This is a genomic window from Caulobacter sp. P1_B12_2, from assembly GCF_056406675.1.
The window spans coordinates 1-14,892 of the sequence record NZ_JBFTZS010000053.1; the positions used below are offsets into that span (position 1 = coordinate 1).

Annotated in this window: 11 protein-coding genes; 3 read left to right on the forward strand and 8 right to left on the reverse strand. The window is 66.2% G+C overall.

What is annotated here, in order from left to right:
- From AC1DZ6_RS05395 to AC1DZ6_RS05405, 3 genes are all read right to left on the reverse strand, one after another.
- Positions 1–351: class II D-tagatose-bisphosphate aldolase non-catalytic subunit (locus AC1DZ6_RS05395; RefSeq protein WP_477096163.1), on the reverse strand; the 351-nt coding region annotated here is incomplete at its 3' end.
- Positions 352–521: 170 nt separating this feature from the next.
- Positions 522–1,430, reverse strand: coding sequence for an EamA family transporter (locus AC1DZ6_RS05400; RefSeq protein WP_477096164.1), 909 nt, complete (start codon positions 1,428–1,430; stop codon positions 522–524).
- The gene (locus tag AC1DZ6_RS05405) at positions 1,427–3,508 is read right to left on the reverse strand and encodes a glycoside hydrolase family 36 protein (RefSeq protein WP_477096165.1); all 2,082 of its coding nucleotides are present in this window, start codon (positions 3,506–3,508) and stop codon (positions 1,427–1,429) included. The genes AC1DZ6_RS05400 and AC1DZ6_RS05405 overlap by 4 nt, the downstream gene beginning before the upstream one ends.
- Before the next feature lie 136 nt (positions 3,509–3,644).
- Between AC1DZ6_RS05405 and AC1DZ6_RS05410 the strand changes: the two genes are divergently transcribed.
- The gene (locus AC1DZ6_RS05410) at positions 3,645–4,751 is read left to right on the forward strand and encodes an amidohydrolase family protein (RefSeq protein WP_477096166.1); all 1,107 of its coding nucleotides are present in this window, start codon (positions 3,645–3,647) and stop codon (positions 4,749–4,751) included.
- Positions 4,752–4,766: 15 nt separating this feature from the next.
- On the forward strand, positions 4,767–6,716 hold the full coding sequence (locus AC1DZ6_RS05415) for an NPCBM/NEW2 domain-containing protein (RefSeq protein ID WP_477096167.1): 1,950 nt from the start codon (positions 4,767–4,769) through the stop codon (positions 6,714–6,716).
- A 4-nt stretch (positions 6,717–6,720) separates the two neighbouring features.
- Here the strand turns inward: AC1DZ6_RS05415 and agaR are convergent, their stop codons facing one another.
- The 4 genes from agaR to AC1DZ6_RS05435 all read right to left on the reverse strand — a co-directional run bounded on the left by agaR (position 6,721) and on the right by AC1DZ6_RS05435 (position 13,234).
- Positions 6,721–7,524, reverse strand: coding sequence for a transcriptional repressor AgaR (gene agaR / locus AC1DZ6_RS05420; protein WP_477096168.1), 804 nt, complete (start codon positions 7,522–7,524; stop codon positions 6,721–6,723).
- A 182-nt stretch (positions 7,525–7,706) separates the two neighbouring features.
- A complete protein-coding gene (locus AC1DZ6_RS05425) occupies positions 7,707–9,014 on the reverse strand; it encodes an MFS transporter (protein WP_477096169.1) in 1,308 nt (435 codons plus the stop codon).
- Positions 9,007–10,089: a LacI family DNA-binding transcriptional regulator gene (locus AC1DZ6_RS05430; RefSeq protein ID WP_477096170.1), complete on the reverse strand. Its 1,083-nt coding sequence runs from the start codon at positions 10,087–10,089 to the stop codon at positions 9,007–9,009. The genes AC1DZ6_RS05425 and AC1DZ6_RS05430 overlap by 8 nt, the downstream gene beginning before the upstream one ends.
- 217 nt (positions 10,090–10,306) lie before the next feature.
- Positions 10,307–13,234 carry a TonB-dependent receptor plug domain-containing protein gene (locus AC1DZ6_RS05435; RefSeq protein WP_477096171.1) on the reverse strand — a complete coding sequence of 976 codons (2,928 nt, stop codon included), beginning with the start codon at positions 13,232–13,234 and terminating at the stop codon, positions 10,307–10,309.
- On the opposite strand from AC1DZ6_RS05435, the gene AC1DZ6_RS05440 reads away from it, so the two are divergent.
- On the forward strand, positions 13,146–13,505 hold the full coding sequence (locus tag AC1DZ6_RS05440; protein WP_477096173.1) for a hypothetical protein: 360 nt from the start codon (positions 13,146–13,148) through the stop codon (positions 13,503–13,505). The two genes, AC1DZ6_RS05435 and AC1DZ6_RS05440, sit on opposite strands and share 89 nt — an antisense overlap.
- On the opposite strand, the gene AC1DZ6_RS05445 is transcribed toward AC1DZ6_RS05440, so the two are convergent.
- On the reverse strand, positions 13,475–14,892 hold a 1,418-nt coding region (locus tag AC1DZ6_RS05445; protein WP_477096172.1), incomplete at its 5' end, for an SMP-30/gluconolactonase/LRE family protein. The genes AC1DZ6_RS05440 and AC1DZ6_RS05445 overlap by 31 nt on opposite strands.

Below are 14,892 nucleotides of genomic sequence, written 5' to 3' on the forward strand. Positions count from 1 at the left end.
GTACTGCTCGATCAACACGTCCGCCTTGGCCATCGCCTCTTCAGCGCTGAGGCCGGTCCACGGATTGGGTCCCAGATGGTCGCCGCCCAGAAGGATGCGTTCGCGCGGCAGACCGACCTTGGCGGCGATGGCGTGGACGAAGTCGCGGAACATCTCGGGCGTCATGCCGGTGTAGCCGCCGTCCTGATTGACCTGGTTGCACGTGGCCTCGACCAGCACGACGTCGACACCGGTCTTCAGCGCATGGACAAAGGTCGCTTCGATGACCAGCGGATGGGCCGAGCAGACCGAATATATGCCGCACGCCTTCCCGGACTTATGCCGGGCGACCAGATCGAGCATCGCCTTCATGGGGAACCCTTCGGTGAACAGGCGCCAATCTAACGCAGCCCCACCACAGCGCAACCAAAACAATGAAAACGAAACATATAAATTTCGTTTTGACCCACCCCTCGTCCGATTGGAAAAAAGGAGCGGTCGCTGCAGGCAACGACCGCTCGAGGGGGGATCAGGGGCGCGTCCTACGGCGAAAGGGCCAGGAGCGCCGAGGCTGTGACGGCCAGTGCCAGGCCGATCATCTTGAGTTCGCCGGGCACGACTCCGGCGATCAGCAGCGAAATCACCGCCGTCACCAGCGGGCCGCCGGCGTTGGTCAGCGGCGCGACCACGATGGCCTTGCCGTATCGGAAGGCATAGACCAGGGCCAAGGCGCCGATGGCGTTGAGCACCTGGATGCCGGCCGCCAGCCAAGGCCCGTCCCAGCCCCAGTTGATGGGCTTGGAAAAGTCGGTCATGGCCAGCGCCACCGGCGCCACCAACAGGCCGCTGATCATCATGTAGAAGAAGATGCTTTCGGCGCTCATGCGCGCGTTGGCCAGCTTCATGAAATAGGCCTGCACGCCCCAGCAGAGCATGATGATCAAGGCCAGCGGGAACCAGGTCGAGCCTTGCGCGAACGAAAAGCCCTGCGGCGAGAAGTCGAACAGGGGCAAGGCGATCAGCGCCAGCAAAACCCCCAGCGCCCCGATCTTCGTCGTGCGCTCCTTCAGCAGGACGAAGGACATGAAGATGGTGACGAGGGGCGACAGCGAGATGATCGGGAAGATCAGATAGGCCGGCCCCTTGGAGACGGCGTAGAACAGGATCATCTGGCCGCCGGCCCCGGTCAGTCCGATCAGAAGACCGTAGAAGATCGACTTCGGATCGCGATCCAGCTTCCACTTTTCCCGCTGCATGACGATCACCGCCGGCACGATCATGGTGACGGCCCAGACGCAATAGACGAGCGTTTCGGGAAAGCCGCGCTGGGCGGAGATGCTGGCGAACGCGCCCCACACGCCCCACAGGGCGACGGTCAGGAGCGCGAACAGCAGCCAGCGCCGGGGCGCGACAACGGGCTTGGCGGGCGCGACCACGGAAGCGTCGGTCATGCGCGGCCTTTCACAGGGAGGGCTTCAATCAGCAGGAACTTCTCGAACTTGGCGGGTATGCGGGCGGTCTTGGCGGTCACCGTGCCGAGGTCCTTGCTGTTGTAATAGTCGGTCAGGCGGTAGGCGCCCTCGCCCAGACCGCGCAGTTCGACCTGCCCGTCCCACTGCGGGGCGTAGAAGGCGTAGTAGAGCCGGCCGCCCTTCTCGATCGCGTGGGCTTCGGGCTTGTCGAAGCCGATGTCGTAGAGCTCGCCCCGGTACTGGCCCTTGGGCAGCATCTTGGCGTTGTAGAGGTCGGCCCACTTGCGCCACACCGCCTCGCGTTCGGGCGTCAGGCGAAAATTGGCGTCCTTGCCCCGGCCTTCGTTAGGCCAGGTGAACTTGGTCGAGATGACCGCGCCGATGCCGACGCTGGAGGCGAAGTCGTTACCGCCGTCGCTCAGTTCGACATGGTCGCCGGCATAGGGCGCGTCACGCCCCATCAACGCCTTCAGCGACTTGCCCTTCAGGCGCACCTGCCAGGACGACAACGGATCCGACGCCGGGACCTGGTTGGTGTAGGGCAGATTGTGGAAGGCGTAGGAGGTGCCGCAGGGGCAGAACTCGACGACGGCGTTCGGATTGACCTCGCGCGCGGTGTCGTAGACCAGCTTCCAGAAGTCCTGGAGCTTCTCGACCGACTCTTCCGGGCGCGCGTGGTTGTGGGCCGGATTGTAGCAGGGGGCGACGCCGTTCATGTGCTGGCCGTCCAGCTTCAGGCCCTCATAGCCCCACTCGCCGATGATCTTCCGCACCAGTTTCTGGGTGTAGTCCCGCGTCGGCTGATAGGCCGGGCAGAGATAGAAGGCGTTCCACCAGGTGACGTTCTGCACCGCGCCGTCGGCGTCCAGCAGCAGCATGTCGGTGTGATCGTGCAGCAGGTCCGAGCCCGGATCGACGGCCAGGGGCGCCAGCCACAGCTTGGGCTTGAGGCCCGCCGCGCGGATCGCCTTCACGAAGGCGACCATGTCCGCCTCGGTGCGGAACTTGCGCGGGTCCAGCGCCCAGTCGCCCTCGTTGGTCTGCCAGCCGTCGTCGAGCACGGCCCATTTGAAGCCGAGATCCTTGACCTTGCTGTAGGTGCCTTCGATCTCGGCGACATTGAAGTCGCGCTCATAGCCCCAGGCGCACCAGATGGCCTCGTAGGATCCTTCCGGCGCCTTCGGAGCCGCCAGGCCGCGGTCGGCCATGACGCGGCGGTAGGCGTCGAGCGTGGCGTAGTAGTCGCGCTGGTGGACGGCCACGAAGGCGTCGAGCGAGACCAGGGTGTCGCCGGTCTTCAGCGTCACCGCCCTCGCCTCCTCCAGCGCCACCGACGCGCCGGTCGAAGACGCGATGATCGGCAGGGAGACCAGTTTCGGCGTCAGTTCAATATGGCCCACGGCGATGCCGGCGTCCGGTCGCCAGACATCGGCGACCGGCGTGCCAGACCCGTAGTCGGAGGCGTTCATGCCCATGAAGTTGGCTTGCTCGAAGCCGTCCTTCACCGGCTGCACCCAATCGCGGCGGTCGGAATGGGTCGAGCCCGACCACGACCAGAAGCCCGCGCCCGACGACTTCAGCACATGAGCGCCGATCCGGTAGCGCTCGATGCTGAGCGACTGGTCGCCCGTATGCCGCCAGAAGACTTTCATCAACGGGAAGCCCGGATAGCGGTCGTAGAAGGTCAGGTTGACGGTCTTTTCCAACCCCTCGGCCGACACGCCGCGCACGGTGTGACGCACGCCCTTGCCGTGGGCGTCGCTGACGGGAGCTTGGCGGTGCTCGGCGAAGGTGAAGCGGTCGATCACCTTGCCGCCCTTGAGGACCACCGTTTCGGACGGCGCGAAGTCGGTCAGGGGCGTGGCTTGTCCGGCCAGGCTGGAGATCAACCGGCTGTTCAGGGCGGCGTCGAACTCGAGGGTCAGGGCCGAATCGCCCGCGCGCGCCACCGACACCGCAGCCCAGGCCCGGCTCGCGCCGAGCGCTCCGGCGCCCAGGACGGTCCCGCCGAAAAGGGCCAGCATGCCGCGCCTGTTGACAAGCAGTTTGGTGATCACTCGCAGCCCCTCCAACGCGTACAAAAATGATCTTGCATAGGTCATTTTTAAAAGGCAAACAAAAACACACACAACCGAAACAACAAGTTTCGCTTTCGTTGTTTTAGGGTGCGTTTCAGAAAAGACGGAGGCAGCCATGAGGCTCGACAGGCGTTTGCTACTGACCCTCGCGGCGCCTCTGGCGCTCTTGGCCTGCGCGCCGCCGTCGGCCCGCGCCGCGCCCGCGGCGACCTACAGCGTCGCCGACTTCCCCCGTGTGCGGAAGTTCGACGCCCACGTCCATATCAACGTCAAGGACCTGGCGTTCCTCGATCAGGCGGTGGCCGACAATTTCGAACTCCTGTCGATCAATGTCGACTATCCGGCCTTCCCCTCGATCGCCGTTCAGGCCGACGCCGCTCATCATTTCATCAAGCTCGATCCGAAGCGCTTCCACTACGCCGCGACCTTCCCGATGAAGGGCTTTGGGACTGACGGCTGGGCGCAGAAGACCAACGCCTACCTCGACTCCGAATTCCAGCAGGGCGCCCTGGCGGTCAAGGTCTGGAAGAACGTCGGCATGGTCGAGCGCGACGCCAAGGGCCAGCTCATCTTCATCGACGACAAGGGCTTCGATCCGGTCTTCGATCACCTGGCGGCGAAGAACATCCCGCTGATCGCGCACCAGGCCGAGCCCTACAACTGCTGGCTGCCGATCGAGCAGATGACGACCAAGAACGACAAGGCCTATTTCAGCGAGCATCCCGAGTACCACATGTATCTCCACCCGGAGATGCCGAGCTACCAGACCCTGATGGCGAAACGTGACGCCATGGTTGCCAACCACCCGAAGCTGGCCTTCGTCGGTGCGCACATGGCGAGCTTGGAATGGAATGTGGACGAGGCGGCGAAATTCCTCGACGCCCATCCGAACGCGGTGATCGAAACGGCCGCCCGCATGGCCCAGATCCAGCACCAGTCGGTCCGCGACTACGCCAAGGTCCGCGCCTTCTTCATCAAGTACCAGGACCGCATCCTCTACGGCACCGACCTGACGCTCAACCCCGGCGAGGACCCGCAGGGCTTCAAGAAGGTCGCGCACGACTACTGGACGGCGGACTGGACCTATCTGGCCACCAGCGAGACCCAGCACGTCAACGACATCGACGCCGACGCGCGGGGCCTGGCCCTGCCCAAGTCGGTGATCGACAAGATCTATTATAGCAACGCCAAGCGCGAGTTCTTCGCCAAGCGCGAACACTGATCGTAAGGGGGCTCCATGACCGTCCGTTTCCTGCTGGCTTCCGCGGCCTTCGCGGGCGTTCTAGCCCTGTCCATGCCCGCCGTCGCCCAAGTCGCCCCCACGGCCGCCGCCACCGGCGTTCGCGGGGCCGACCCTCTGGCGGCCACGGGCAAATGGTCCATCCCCGAGCGGTCCCAGGCGCGCACGCCGCCCATGGGCTGGAATTCGTGGAACGCCTTCCGCACCGAGGTCGACGAAGCCAAGGTCATGGGCGCGGCCAAGGTCATGGTCGACAGCGGCCTGTCCAAGCTCGGCTACACCTATGTCAACATCGACGACGGCTGGTGGCTCAAGCGCCGGCAGTCGGACAGGCGCCTGGAGATCCGCACGGCGATCTTTCCGTCGGCCAAGGTCAAGGGCAAGGACACCAGCTTCCGCCCCTATACCGACACGCTGCACAAGATGGGCCTGAAGGCCGGCATCTATACCGACATCGGCCGCAACGCCTGTTCGCAGGCCTATGACCTGCACTCCCCCAACCTGCCCGAAGGCACGACGGCCGAACGCGAGGTCGGGCTCCAGGGGCACGTCGATCAGGACATCGCCCTCTATTTCAAGGACTGGGGCTTCGACTACATCAAGGTCGACGCCTGCGGCATCAATGTCTACGGCCCAGAGGCCGAAGTGGTGCGCAAGTACGCCTATGCGCCGGCGCCGCCCCTGATCGACCAGGTCTCGATCAACCGCACCGACGTGCCCGCCGTGCGAGCCCGATACGCCGAAGTGGCCCAGGCGCTGAAGACCTACAATCCGGACGGCGACTACATCCTGGCGATCTGCAACTGGGGCTCGGCCGACGTCCGGTCCTGGGGCAAGGACGTCGGTCACATGTGGCGCACCAGCGGCGACATCACGCCCACCTGGACGCGGATGCTGCACAATTTCGACAGCGCCTCGACCCGCGCGCTCTACGCCAAGCCGGGCGCGTGGAACGATCCGGACATCCTGTTCATCGGCCACGGCGAATTCGATCAGAACCACCTGACCGAAGCCCGTTCGCACTTCGCGCTATGGGCCATGATCAACGCGCCGCTGCTGATCAGCTACGATCTGCGCCAGGCGCCGCAAAGCCTGATGGACATCTGGGGCAATGCCGACATCGTGCGGCTCAACCAGGACCCCGGGGGCCACCAGGGCGTGATCGCCTACGCCTCGGACGACGTGCAGATCATCGTCAAGACCCTAGCGAACGGCAAGAAGGCCGTGGCCCTGTTCAACCGGGGCCTGGGCAAGACGGACGTGACCCTCACGGCCGCGCAGCTGAAATTCGCCGGCGACACGCCGATCCAGCTCAAGAACCTGTGGGACAACAAGACCGCGCCGACCGCCTTCACCGGCGAGACCAACTTCACGCTGGAATCGCGTCAGACCCTGGTCTTCGAAGCCTCGGGCGTGCGACAGCTCACCGACGGTGTCTATCTGTCGGAAATTCCGGGCGACGTGAACGTGGCGGTCGACGGCGTGATCGCGCCCGAGCCCGATCCGGTCGTTCACCGCATGCGCAACGCCTGGGGCGAGACCCGCGGCTCCGGCGAGCGCCCGTCCTACGCCGGCTGGGGCGGGGCCCAGGCCGATGCGACGCCTTACGACCAGGCGCTGCGTATCGGCGGCCAAGGCTTCGACACCGGCATCGGCGTGCTCGCCAACTCCCGCATCGAGGTGCGCAACACCGGTCACACGCGCTTTGAAGCCCGGGTCGGGGTCGACGATTCCACGCGCAACACCAAGGACAAGGTCCGCTTCGCCGTCTACGGCGACGGCAAGCTGCTGACCGAAAGCGCGCCCATGAGCCTTGGCGAGGCCCCCCGCTCGCTCATGGCCGACATCAAGGGCGTCCGCATCGTCGAGATCGTCGCGCGGTCGGAGACCACGACCAGCGATCTCCCGCTGGTCGTCACCTGGGGGGACGCGGCGCTGCGCCGCTGAGGCGTCAGGCCTTGTAGAGGCTGATCCCGAGCCGGTCCGCCGCCTGGTCGATATAGTCCGGAGCGGCGGCGTCGGTGATGAGGCAGTCGAGATCGCCGACATCGATGATGCGGTGCAGGCAGACCTTGCCGAACTTGGACGCGTCGGTGACCGCGATGACTTCGCGCGCCGTCTCGACCATCTTGCGGTTCAGCTGCGCCTCGGCCTCGTGATGCGTGGTGATGCCGCGCTCGACGTCGAAGCCGTCGACGCCCAGGAACAACTTGTCCAGCAACAGGTCGTCCAGCGCCGCGACGGTTTGGGCGCCGTAGAAGGCCATGTTGCGGCGGCGAAGTTCGCCGCCCAACATGACGATCTTGATCTTTCGTTTCTGGTTGAGGACGCCCAGCACATCGAAGTCGTTGGTGACGACGGTGATGTTTTCCTCGTCCGGCAGGAACCGCGCGATCTGCAGGGTCGTCGTGCCGGAATCGAGCATGATGGAGTCACCGGCCTTGACCATGCCGGCGGCCAGCTTGCCGATGCGTTCCTTTTCCTCGGTATGGCTGACGCGCTTGGTCTCGATGGCCGGCTCGGCGCCGGCGTTCACGACCTCGGAGGAGATCGCGCCGCCGTAGGCGCGCGTCGCGACGCCGTGCTCTTCGAGATAGTGCAGATCCTTGCGGATGGTCTGCATCGACACGCCGAACAGTTCGGACAAGGGCGTGACTTGAACGCTGCCGCGGGTCCGGAGCATGGCCGTGATCTCGCGGCGGCGTTCAGACGTATCGCGCATCACCTTAACGGAGCCATCCGCCATAAACCGCATCCCATGACCGAACCGCAGCTGAGCGGCACGGTTTCGGTATAGCGCGCCGGAGCGTGCCTTTTAAGCCCTTCATCGTCAATGGTAGGACAAAGTCGCCGCCCCCAGCCTCACCGCACGCCAATTGCGACGCTGTCAAGTTTCGATCTGGCATGAAGCGAAGGTCGGTCCCCTGGCGCCGGCGTCTAGGGGCCGTGGATGGCGGACGCCCCCTTCGCCCTGTTCAACTGGGCCATGGCGACGAAGATCAGAACGCTGGTGACCAGCAGCACGGCGGCCAGGGCCAGCATCGGCGCGAGGTTGCTGCCCGTCGCGTCGCGCACCAGCGGCACCAGGTTCTGGGCGATGAAGCCGCCCAGATTGCCGATCGCGTTGATGGCCGCGATGCCGGCGGCCGCGCGAGGCCCGCTGAGGAAGCTGGGCGGCAGGCTCCAGAACACCGGCTGAGCGGCGAAGATGGCCGGGGCGGCGATGCAGAGCATGGCGAACTTCAGCGCCGCGCCAGGCAGGATCACGCTCAGGGTCAGGGCGGCCGCGGCCAGCAGGGTGGGGCCGGCGATGTGCCAGGCGCTGGCCCCGTGCCGCGCGGCGTGACGCGGCACGAGCCACAGCGCCACCCCGACGAAAATCCACGGGATGACATTGATCAGTCCGTTGACGGTGTTGGAGACCCCGAACGACTTGACGATCGTCGGCAGCCAGTAGCTCAAGCCGTAGGCGCCCAGCGGCATGCCGATATAGAGGCCGGCCAGCAGCAGAACGCGCGGGTCGAAGATCGCCTTCCAGGCGCCGCGATGGTCATCGACCTCCCCGCCCCGCTCGTCGCTCAGGACCTTGGCCAGCCAGGTCTTCTCGGCTTCCGGCAACCATCGGGCCTGGGCCGGGCCGTTCGGCAGCCGCCATAGGACGTAGGGCGCCAGCAGCACCGCCGGGACGCCGGTGACAAGGAACACCCACTGCCAGCCCGCCAGCCCCAGGGCGCCGTCCAGATCCAGCAGCAGACCGCCCACGGCCGCTCCGACGGCGTTGGCCACGGCGCTGGCGATCATGAACAGGCCGACCATCCGCGCGCGATGCGCCTGCGGGTACCAGAGGGTCAGGACGTAGAGCACGCCGGGGAAGAACCCCGCCTCGGTCACACCCAGCAGGAACCGCAGGACATAGAACATCGTCGCGTTCTGGGTGAAGCCCAGGGCCAGGGTGACCAGGCCCCAGGTGAACATGATCCGCGCGAACCAGACCCGGGCGCCCACCCGGGCCAGGATCAGGTTCGACGGCGCCTCGAACAGGAAATAGCCGATGAAGAACAGCGACGCGCCTAGGCCATAGGCCGCCTCGGTCAGGCCCAGGGCCTGGACCATGTCGAGCTTGGCGTACGACACATTCTGGCGATCGATATAGGCGATCAGGTACATCAGGCAGAACAGCGGCATCAGCCGTCGCGTCACCCGCCCGACGGTGGCGCGCTCCATGTCCAGGGACGGATCAGGCATGCGATGATCTCTCTTGGGATTTCGGGCCCGCGATCGGGGCGACGTGGCGAGGTGGGGCGGTGGAGTCACGCTCGATCAGGGCATGGCCCAGAACGTGGTCCGCGAAGACTTCGGCCGACGGCTCGGCCGATCGCAAGGCGCGTATCAGCCGATCCAGGGCCACGGCCGCCATCTGCCGCACGGGCTGTCGTACGGTGGTGAGCGGCGGCCAAAGCGTGGTGGCCACGGTGGTGTCATCGAACCCCACCACGGTGAGGTCGCCCGGCACGTCGAGGTGTCGGCGATGGGCCACCGACACGGCCGCGGCGGCCATGTCGTCGTTGCTGGCGAAGATCGCGGTGGGCCGAGGGTCGGCGTCCAGCAGTTGCTCGGCGGCGCGCAAACCCGAGCCGTAGGTAAAGGCGCCTTGGGCCAGGATCAGTTCGGCGCCCTCGACGCCCGCGATCGCCGCGCGCGCGCCCTCGAGGCGCTCGGCGCTGGCGGTCTGGTCGGGGTTTCCGGCGATGAAACCGATCCTGCGGTGACCCAGATCCAGCAGATGCTGGGCCATGGCCTGGCTGGCCTGGCCGTCGTCGATGCGGACGTTGATCGCGTCGGTCGGCGGACGCCCCGCGGCGACCACCGCGACGGGCAGATTGGCGGCGCGCAGGACGTCGCGGACGATGGCGGACTCGCCCAAGGGCGGCGCCAGGACCACGCCCTGAACGCCGGACGCCAGCAGCCCTCGCACCGCCTGGGGCGACGGGGCGTGGCCATTCTCGCCCCGCACCAGGATCAGCCGGGCTCCGGCGCTGGTGGCCTCCTCGAACACGCCGACCAAGAAGTCGCTCATGAAGGCGGCGCTGGGATTGGAGTAGATCACCCCGATCCGCAATTCCCCCGCCATGACGAGGTTGCGGGCCGCGAGGTTCGGCGCGTAGCTCAGCTCACGGATCGCCGCGAGAACCGCCTCGCGCGTCGTTTCCCGGACGCTGGCGCCGTCGTTGATCACTCGCGACACGGTCATGCGCGAGACGCCCGCCAGTCGCGCGACGTCGACGATGGTGGCGCCGCGGGGGCGATCTGGCCTGTTCAATGAATCCCCTTCTCGACGTCGGCCGGCGACAGGGCCGCGAGTTGGTCGGATCCCCCCGGCGAGTCTCCCGCACGAGTCCATTGGGGCGCGGGGGGCCGACGAACGCAAGCGCCCGGCGATCCGGAGCGTCGCCCGAAAAAAGCGCCCAGGCCGGAACGGCGACTAGCCGAACCGGCCCGGGCGCCGCCCAGGGGGAGGTGAAAGGGGCGGCTCAAAGTTAGAAGCTGTAGCGAAGACCGACGTGATAGAACCGGCCCATCAGGTCGTAGAGCGCCGGGTTGGCGTCCAGACCGGTGTTGGTTTGCGGCGACGGTGTCGGATCCTTGTTGAACAGATTGGCGACCTTGAAATAGGCCGTGAGCCCGTCCTTGACGTCGTAGGAGCCGCTCACGTCGACATAGGTCGCGCCCTTCATCTGGTTGTTGTCGATGGTCGGGTAGTTGTTGTTATCGGCTGCGCTTCTGCCCACCGGACAGCTGCCGGCGGCGCACTCGATGTACTGTCCGCCGAAGACGCCGTCGCTGAACCAGCGTTCCTGCAGGCTGAGGCTGAACCGATCGGAGCTCCAGGTCTGGACGGCAAGAACCTTCCAGTCCGGCGTGGCGCCGGAGTTCTGGCCCGCGCTATCGACAACGGAGCCGCCGGGGAAGCCTTGATTGGTGACGAACTTGTGGGTGTTCGTCGCCAGCGCGCGCAGGTCGAAGTGGCCGGGTACGCTCGGGACATCGAACCGGTAGCTCGCTTCGATGTCGAAGCCGCTGGTCTTGATCGAGGCCAGGTTGAACACTTGGGCGTTGACGAAGGGGGTGCCCGGGTTGAGGTTGAAGCCGCCGCAGTACTGCGTCAGACCCGAATAGCAGAAGTTGACCACTTGCTGGGCGCTCAGGCTGGAGATGCCGCCGTTCAACACAATGTTGTACCAGTCGACGGAGGCGCTGAAGCCCGGCAGCCACTTCGGGTTCGCCAGGACGACGCCGAGCGTGAAGTTCTTGGCGATTTCCGGTTTCAGATTCGGGTTGCCGATCACATTCTGGAAGAGCGTCAGCGCGCCTGGTCCCGCGGGTTGACCCGGTGGGGGCGTGCCGTTCGAGGGAATGGTGAAGTTGGGCTGCGTCGTCGTGACCGGCGCGGCGAACAGCTCCGACAGGTTGGGCGCGCGGACGTCACGCGAGGTCACGGCCCGCRGGCGGATCCCGTCGATCGGCGTGTCCCAGGTGCCGCCGACCTTCCAGGTATAGACGGTGCCCGAGGTGCTGTAGTCGGTCCAGCGGCCGGCCATGTTGAGGTTGGCCTTGCCGGCGGCGTCCGAGTCCACCAGCGGCACGTTCACTTCCGCGTAGGCTTCCTTGACGCTGTATTTGCCGGCGCCCGAGTGATAGTTGCCCGCGAACCAGTTGTTGCCCGCCGTGTTTAGAGCCGGGTCGGCTGGATAGTCTGCGGTGTAGGGCGAAGCCGCCGAACCGTCGCCATAGGGGTCGCCTTGCACGTGGTACTGCTCGCGGCGATACTCGGCGCCGAAGGCCAGCGCGATCGGGCCGGCCCAGCCCTGGAGGGGCTCGCCGCTGAAGTTGATGCTGGCGACGTCCTGCTTCTGGACCGAATGCTGATACGGGCCGTTCTTCGGGGTGATGTAGGCCAGGGCCGCGTCGCTGGGCGTCTGACCGCCGAAGACGTTGATCGGTTGGCACCCGTTGGCGCGGGCGGTCGCGTCGACGCAGACGATCTGGCCGTTCAGCGTGGTCGCCTGGACGGCCAGCCGATACCGCGGGTTCAGCATGATGTCGTTGACGTGGATGTTCGTCGTGTTCTCGCCGTGCGTGTAGTAGGCGTCGTAGCTCCAGGTCGTGTCGAACGCAGTGAACTTGCCGTCGGCGCCGACCACGCCGCGATACTGGGTCCGCGTCGGATGCACCGAGATGTTCCTGGGCAGCAGCGCGTTGCTGGTGCCGAACGTGAACTGGGTGATGCCGGCGTTGGCGCAGGCCGTCACGACCGACGCCGGCAGGTAGGGGTTGGAGCACTGCATCGTCAGGCCCGTCGTCGCCCCGCCCGGATTGGGCTGGTTGGCGGATTCGACGCGCGCGATGTTCAGGGTGCCGTAGATCTCGTTGTTGTCGTCGATATCGTAGGCAACGCGGCCGTAGCTGTTCATCCGTGTGATTTCGGACTGCAGCGACGTGCCGATGCCGACATTGCCCGACAGGTCGCCGCCGACACAGAAGCCGCCGTTCGAGTAGCAGTTGCTGACCGCGCCGTTGGCGGCCTTGGACGGCACGCCGTTGGAGCCGTACTGGAACTGGAACGGGTTGCCGTTCTTGTCGAAGGCTGTGCCTTGGAGCGGGCCGGCGCTGATCAGGCCGTACTTGGTGTACTGATAGGCTTGGGCGTGCTCGCGATAGAGATATTGCGGCGAGCCGTCGTTGGTGACGCCGCGATTGACCAGGGTGGCGGTCGTGTACCAGTCCCGGCTGCCGGGCGCGTCTTCGCCGAAGCCGCCGGCGGGAACGCCCTCTTCCTCGTCATATTCCGCGCTGACCTGGACGTGCAGGCGGTCGTTCAGGAAGGCCTTGCCGCCGGCGACCTGCAGCAGGAACTGCTCGTTGTCGCCATAGGTGGTGACCCCCGCCGAGACATTGGCCTTGAAGCCTTCGAAGCGCTTGTCGGTGATGAAGTTGACCACGCCGCCGACCGCGTCGGAGCCGTAGGAGGCGGACGCGCCGCCGGTCACGACATCGACCCGCTGGACCAGCAGTTGCGGGAACAGGCTGATGTCGGGAACGCCGGTGATATTGGCCGGAACCACGCGCTGGCCGTCCAGCAGGGTCAGGGTCCGGATGGTGCCCAGGCCGCGCAGCGAGAACGAGCTCAGGCCCTGCTGGCCGCTCGAGGTGCTGAAGGTGCCCGTGGTCGCGCCCGTCGACCCCTGCAAGGAGGGCAGTTGGGCGATGGTCGTGAAGATGTTCGGCTCGGCGTTGCGCTCCAGGTCGGCCTGGCCCAGGGCCTGGGTCGGCGTGGGGGCGGTGAAGCCGCTGGACCGGATCCGCGAGCCGGTGACGATGATCTCGGTCAACGCCGTGGCGTTGGGATCAGAAGCAGCCGGGGCCGGCGCCGTTTGGGCGCTGGCCGATCCAGCCGATACGATCATTGCGAATGCGCTCGTCGCGAACAAAGCGCTCAAAAAGGATGGTCCGACACCACGCATCCTGCAGCTCCCATTTTTCGTTGAGTCCATCGACGGATGGCCTGCCAGGAAGCTGTCAGACAAAGGCGGCCTGAACCATTACGACCATGGTCGTAGGGTTACCGGTCCCAACGACGAAGGGCGCGACGCCCAACGGACGCGCGCCCTCCCCCAACCGGCCATCGACCGCCTTGATTTAGCGAACTATTTCGCCCGCACCGCGTACAGAGCGTGATGGGTCAGCACGAACAGGGTCTGCTTGTCGGGACCGCCGAAGACCAGCTGCAGCGGGCGTTCGGGAACATCCACGCGCCCCAGCTCCCGGCCGTCCGGCGCATAGACGAACACCTGGCCGTTGGCGACGTAGACGCGGCCCTCCCCGTCCGTGGCGACGCTCTCGCCGCCGCGATCGGCGAAGGGCTTGAGGTCCGTCACCGCCCCCTGCTTTCCGACCCGTCCGCTGTAGGTCTTGTTCTCCGAACTGTTGGCGACGAACACCCTCTGGCCCGGCTTGGCCGTGGTGAAGCCGTAACTATCGAGCGCATCGGAAAAGCGCAGGCCCCGGTAGTCGGGCGGTCCCTGCTGGATGACCCGATAGGCCGGCAAGACCAGGCTGCCGTCGGGCGAGACGTACTCTTTGGGCTTCGGAAGCGCCATGTCGCGGGCGAACATCTCGGCCAGGGTTGTGAACTGATAGGTCGTCAGATCCAGTTGGTCCTCGAACTCCCCGTTCTTCCACCAGTTGACCGGCAAGGCCGTCGCCGCGCCTGCGTGATCGCCCGCCGGAGTCGCCGGGATTACCGTGACCTCGCTGTCGGGGCTGCCCGGCTTGAAGCTGTAGACCGTGCCGTCGCGGCCGTCGGACGACAGCACCAGCAGATCGCCTGAGGCGTCGACGGCCAGGTTGATCGGATCCAGCGTGTTGTCGCGCACGATCGACAGCTTGCGCGCCTCCGACCAGCTGTAGATGCGCTGGTGGCGGCGGTCGGTGAAGTAGAGCGTTCCGGCCGCATCGACGGCCCCGCCGCCCAGGGAATAGAAGCCCTCGGCCAGCTTCTCCACCTGGGCGCCGGCGGGGAAGGTCGAGGGCGCGACCGGCGGCGGGTTGGCGGTCAGGTCCAGCACCGCGAACTGGCGCTCGCGCACCTCCAGCCCACTGGTGACGTCCTGGATCGCGTTCTCGTAGGGATATTTGGTCAGGCGCAGGAAGGTCGTGCAGCCGTTCTCGTCGCAGGTCCCCACGCCGCTCTCGCCGTTCACCGCCACGTTGCGGAAGCGGATGTCGCGTGAGTTATAGACCTTGATCGCCGCCGCCGCCGGCTTGCGGGTCCGGGTGACCCGATAGCCGTGATAGTTGGCTACCAGGATGTCGTGGGAGTCGCGGATCTCCAGCGAGACGGTGTCCTCGCCCTCGCCGGCCTCCTCCTCGGTCTGCGGCGCCAGGAACTCCCAGTTGGCGACCCGGTTGAGGCTGATCTCGGTGCGCACGTGGTGCTCGACCGAGGCCTGGTAGACGTGGCCGGGCGTCTGGGTGTCGGAAATATAGATGCCGGAATAGGCGTAGGTGCTGGGGCTCCAGATGTTGGCGAAGGTCCCGCCGCCGCCGTTCGTCACCCACAGGC

Coding starts and splice junctions, on each gene's coding strand:
- AC1DZ6_RS05410 (WP_477096166.1), top strand. CDS start 3,645: ATGAGGCTCGACAGGCGTTTGCTACTGACCCTCGCGGCGCCTCTGGCG.
- AC1DZ6_RS05415 (WP_477096167.1), top strand. CDS start 4,767: ATGACCGTCCGTTTCCTGCTGGCTTCCGCGGCCTTCGCGGGCGTTCTA.
- AC1DZ6_RS05400 (WP_477096164.1), bottom strand. CDS start 1,430: ATGACCGACGCTTCCGTGGTCGCGCCCGCCAAGCCCGTTGTCGCGCCC.
- AC1DZ6_RS05425 (WP_477096169.1), bottom strand. CDS start 9,014: ATGCCTGATCCGTCCCTGGACATGGAGCGCGCCACCGTCGGGCGGGTG.
- agaR (WP_477096168.1), bottom strand. CDS start 7,524: ATGCGGTTTATGGCGGATGGCTCCGTTAAGGTGATGCGCGATACGTCT.
- AC1DZ6_RS05440 (WP_477096173.1), top strand. CDS start 13,146: ATGATCTCGGTCAACGCCGTGGCGTTGGGATCAGAAGCAGCCGGGGCC.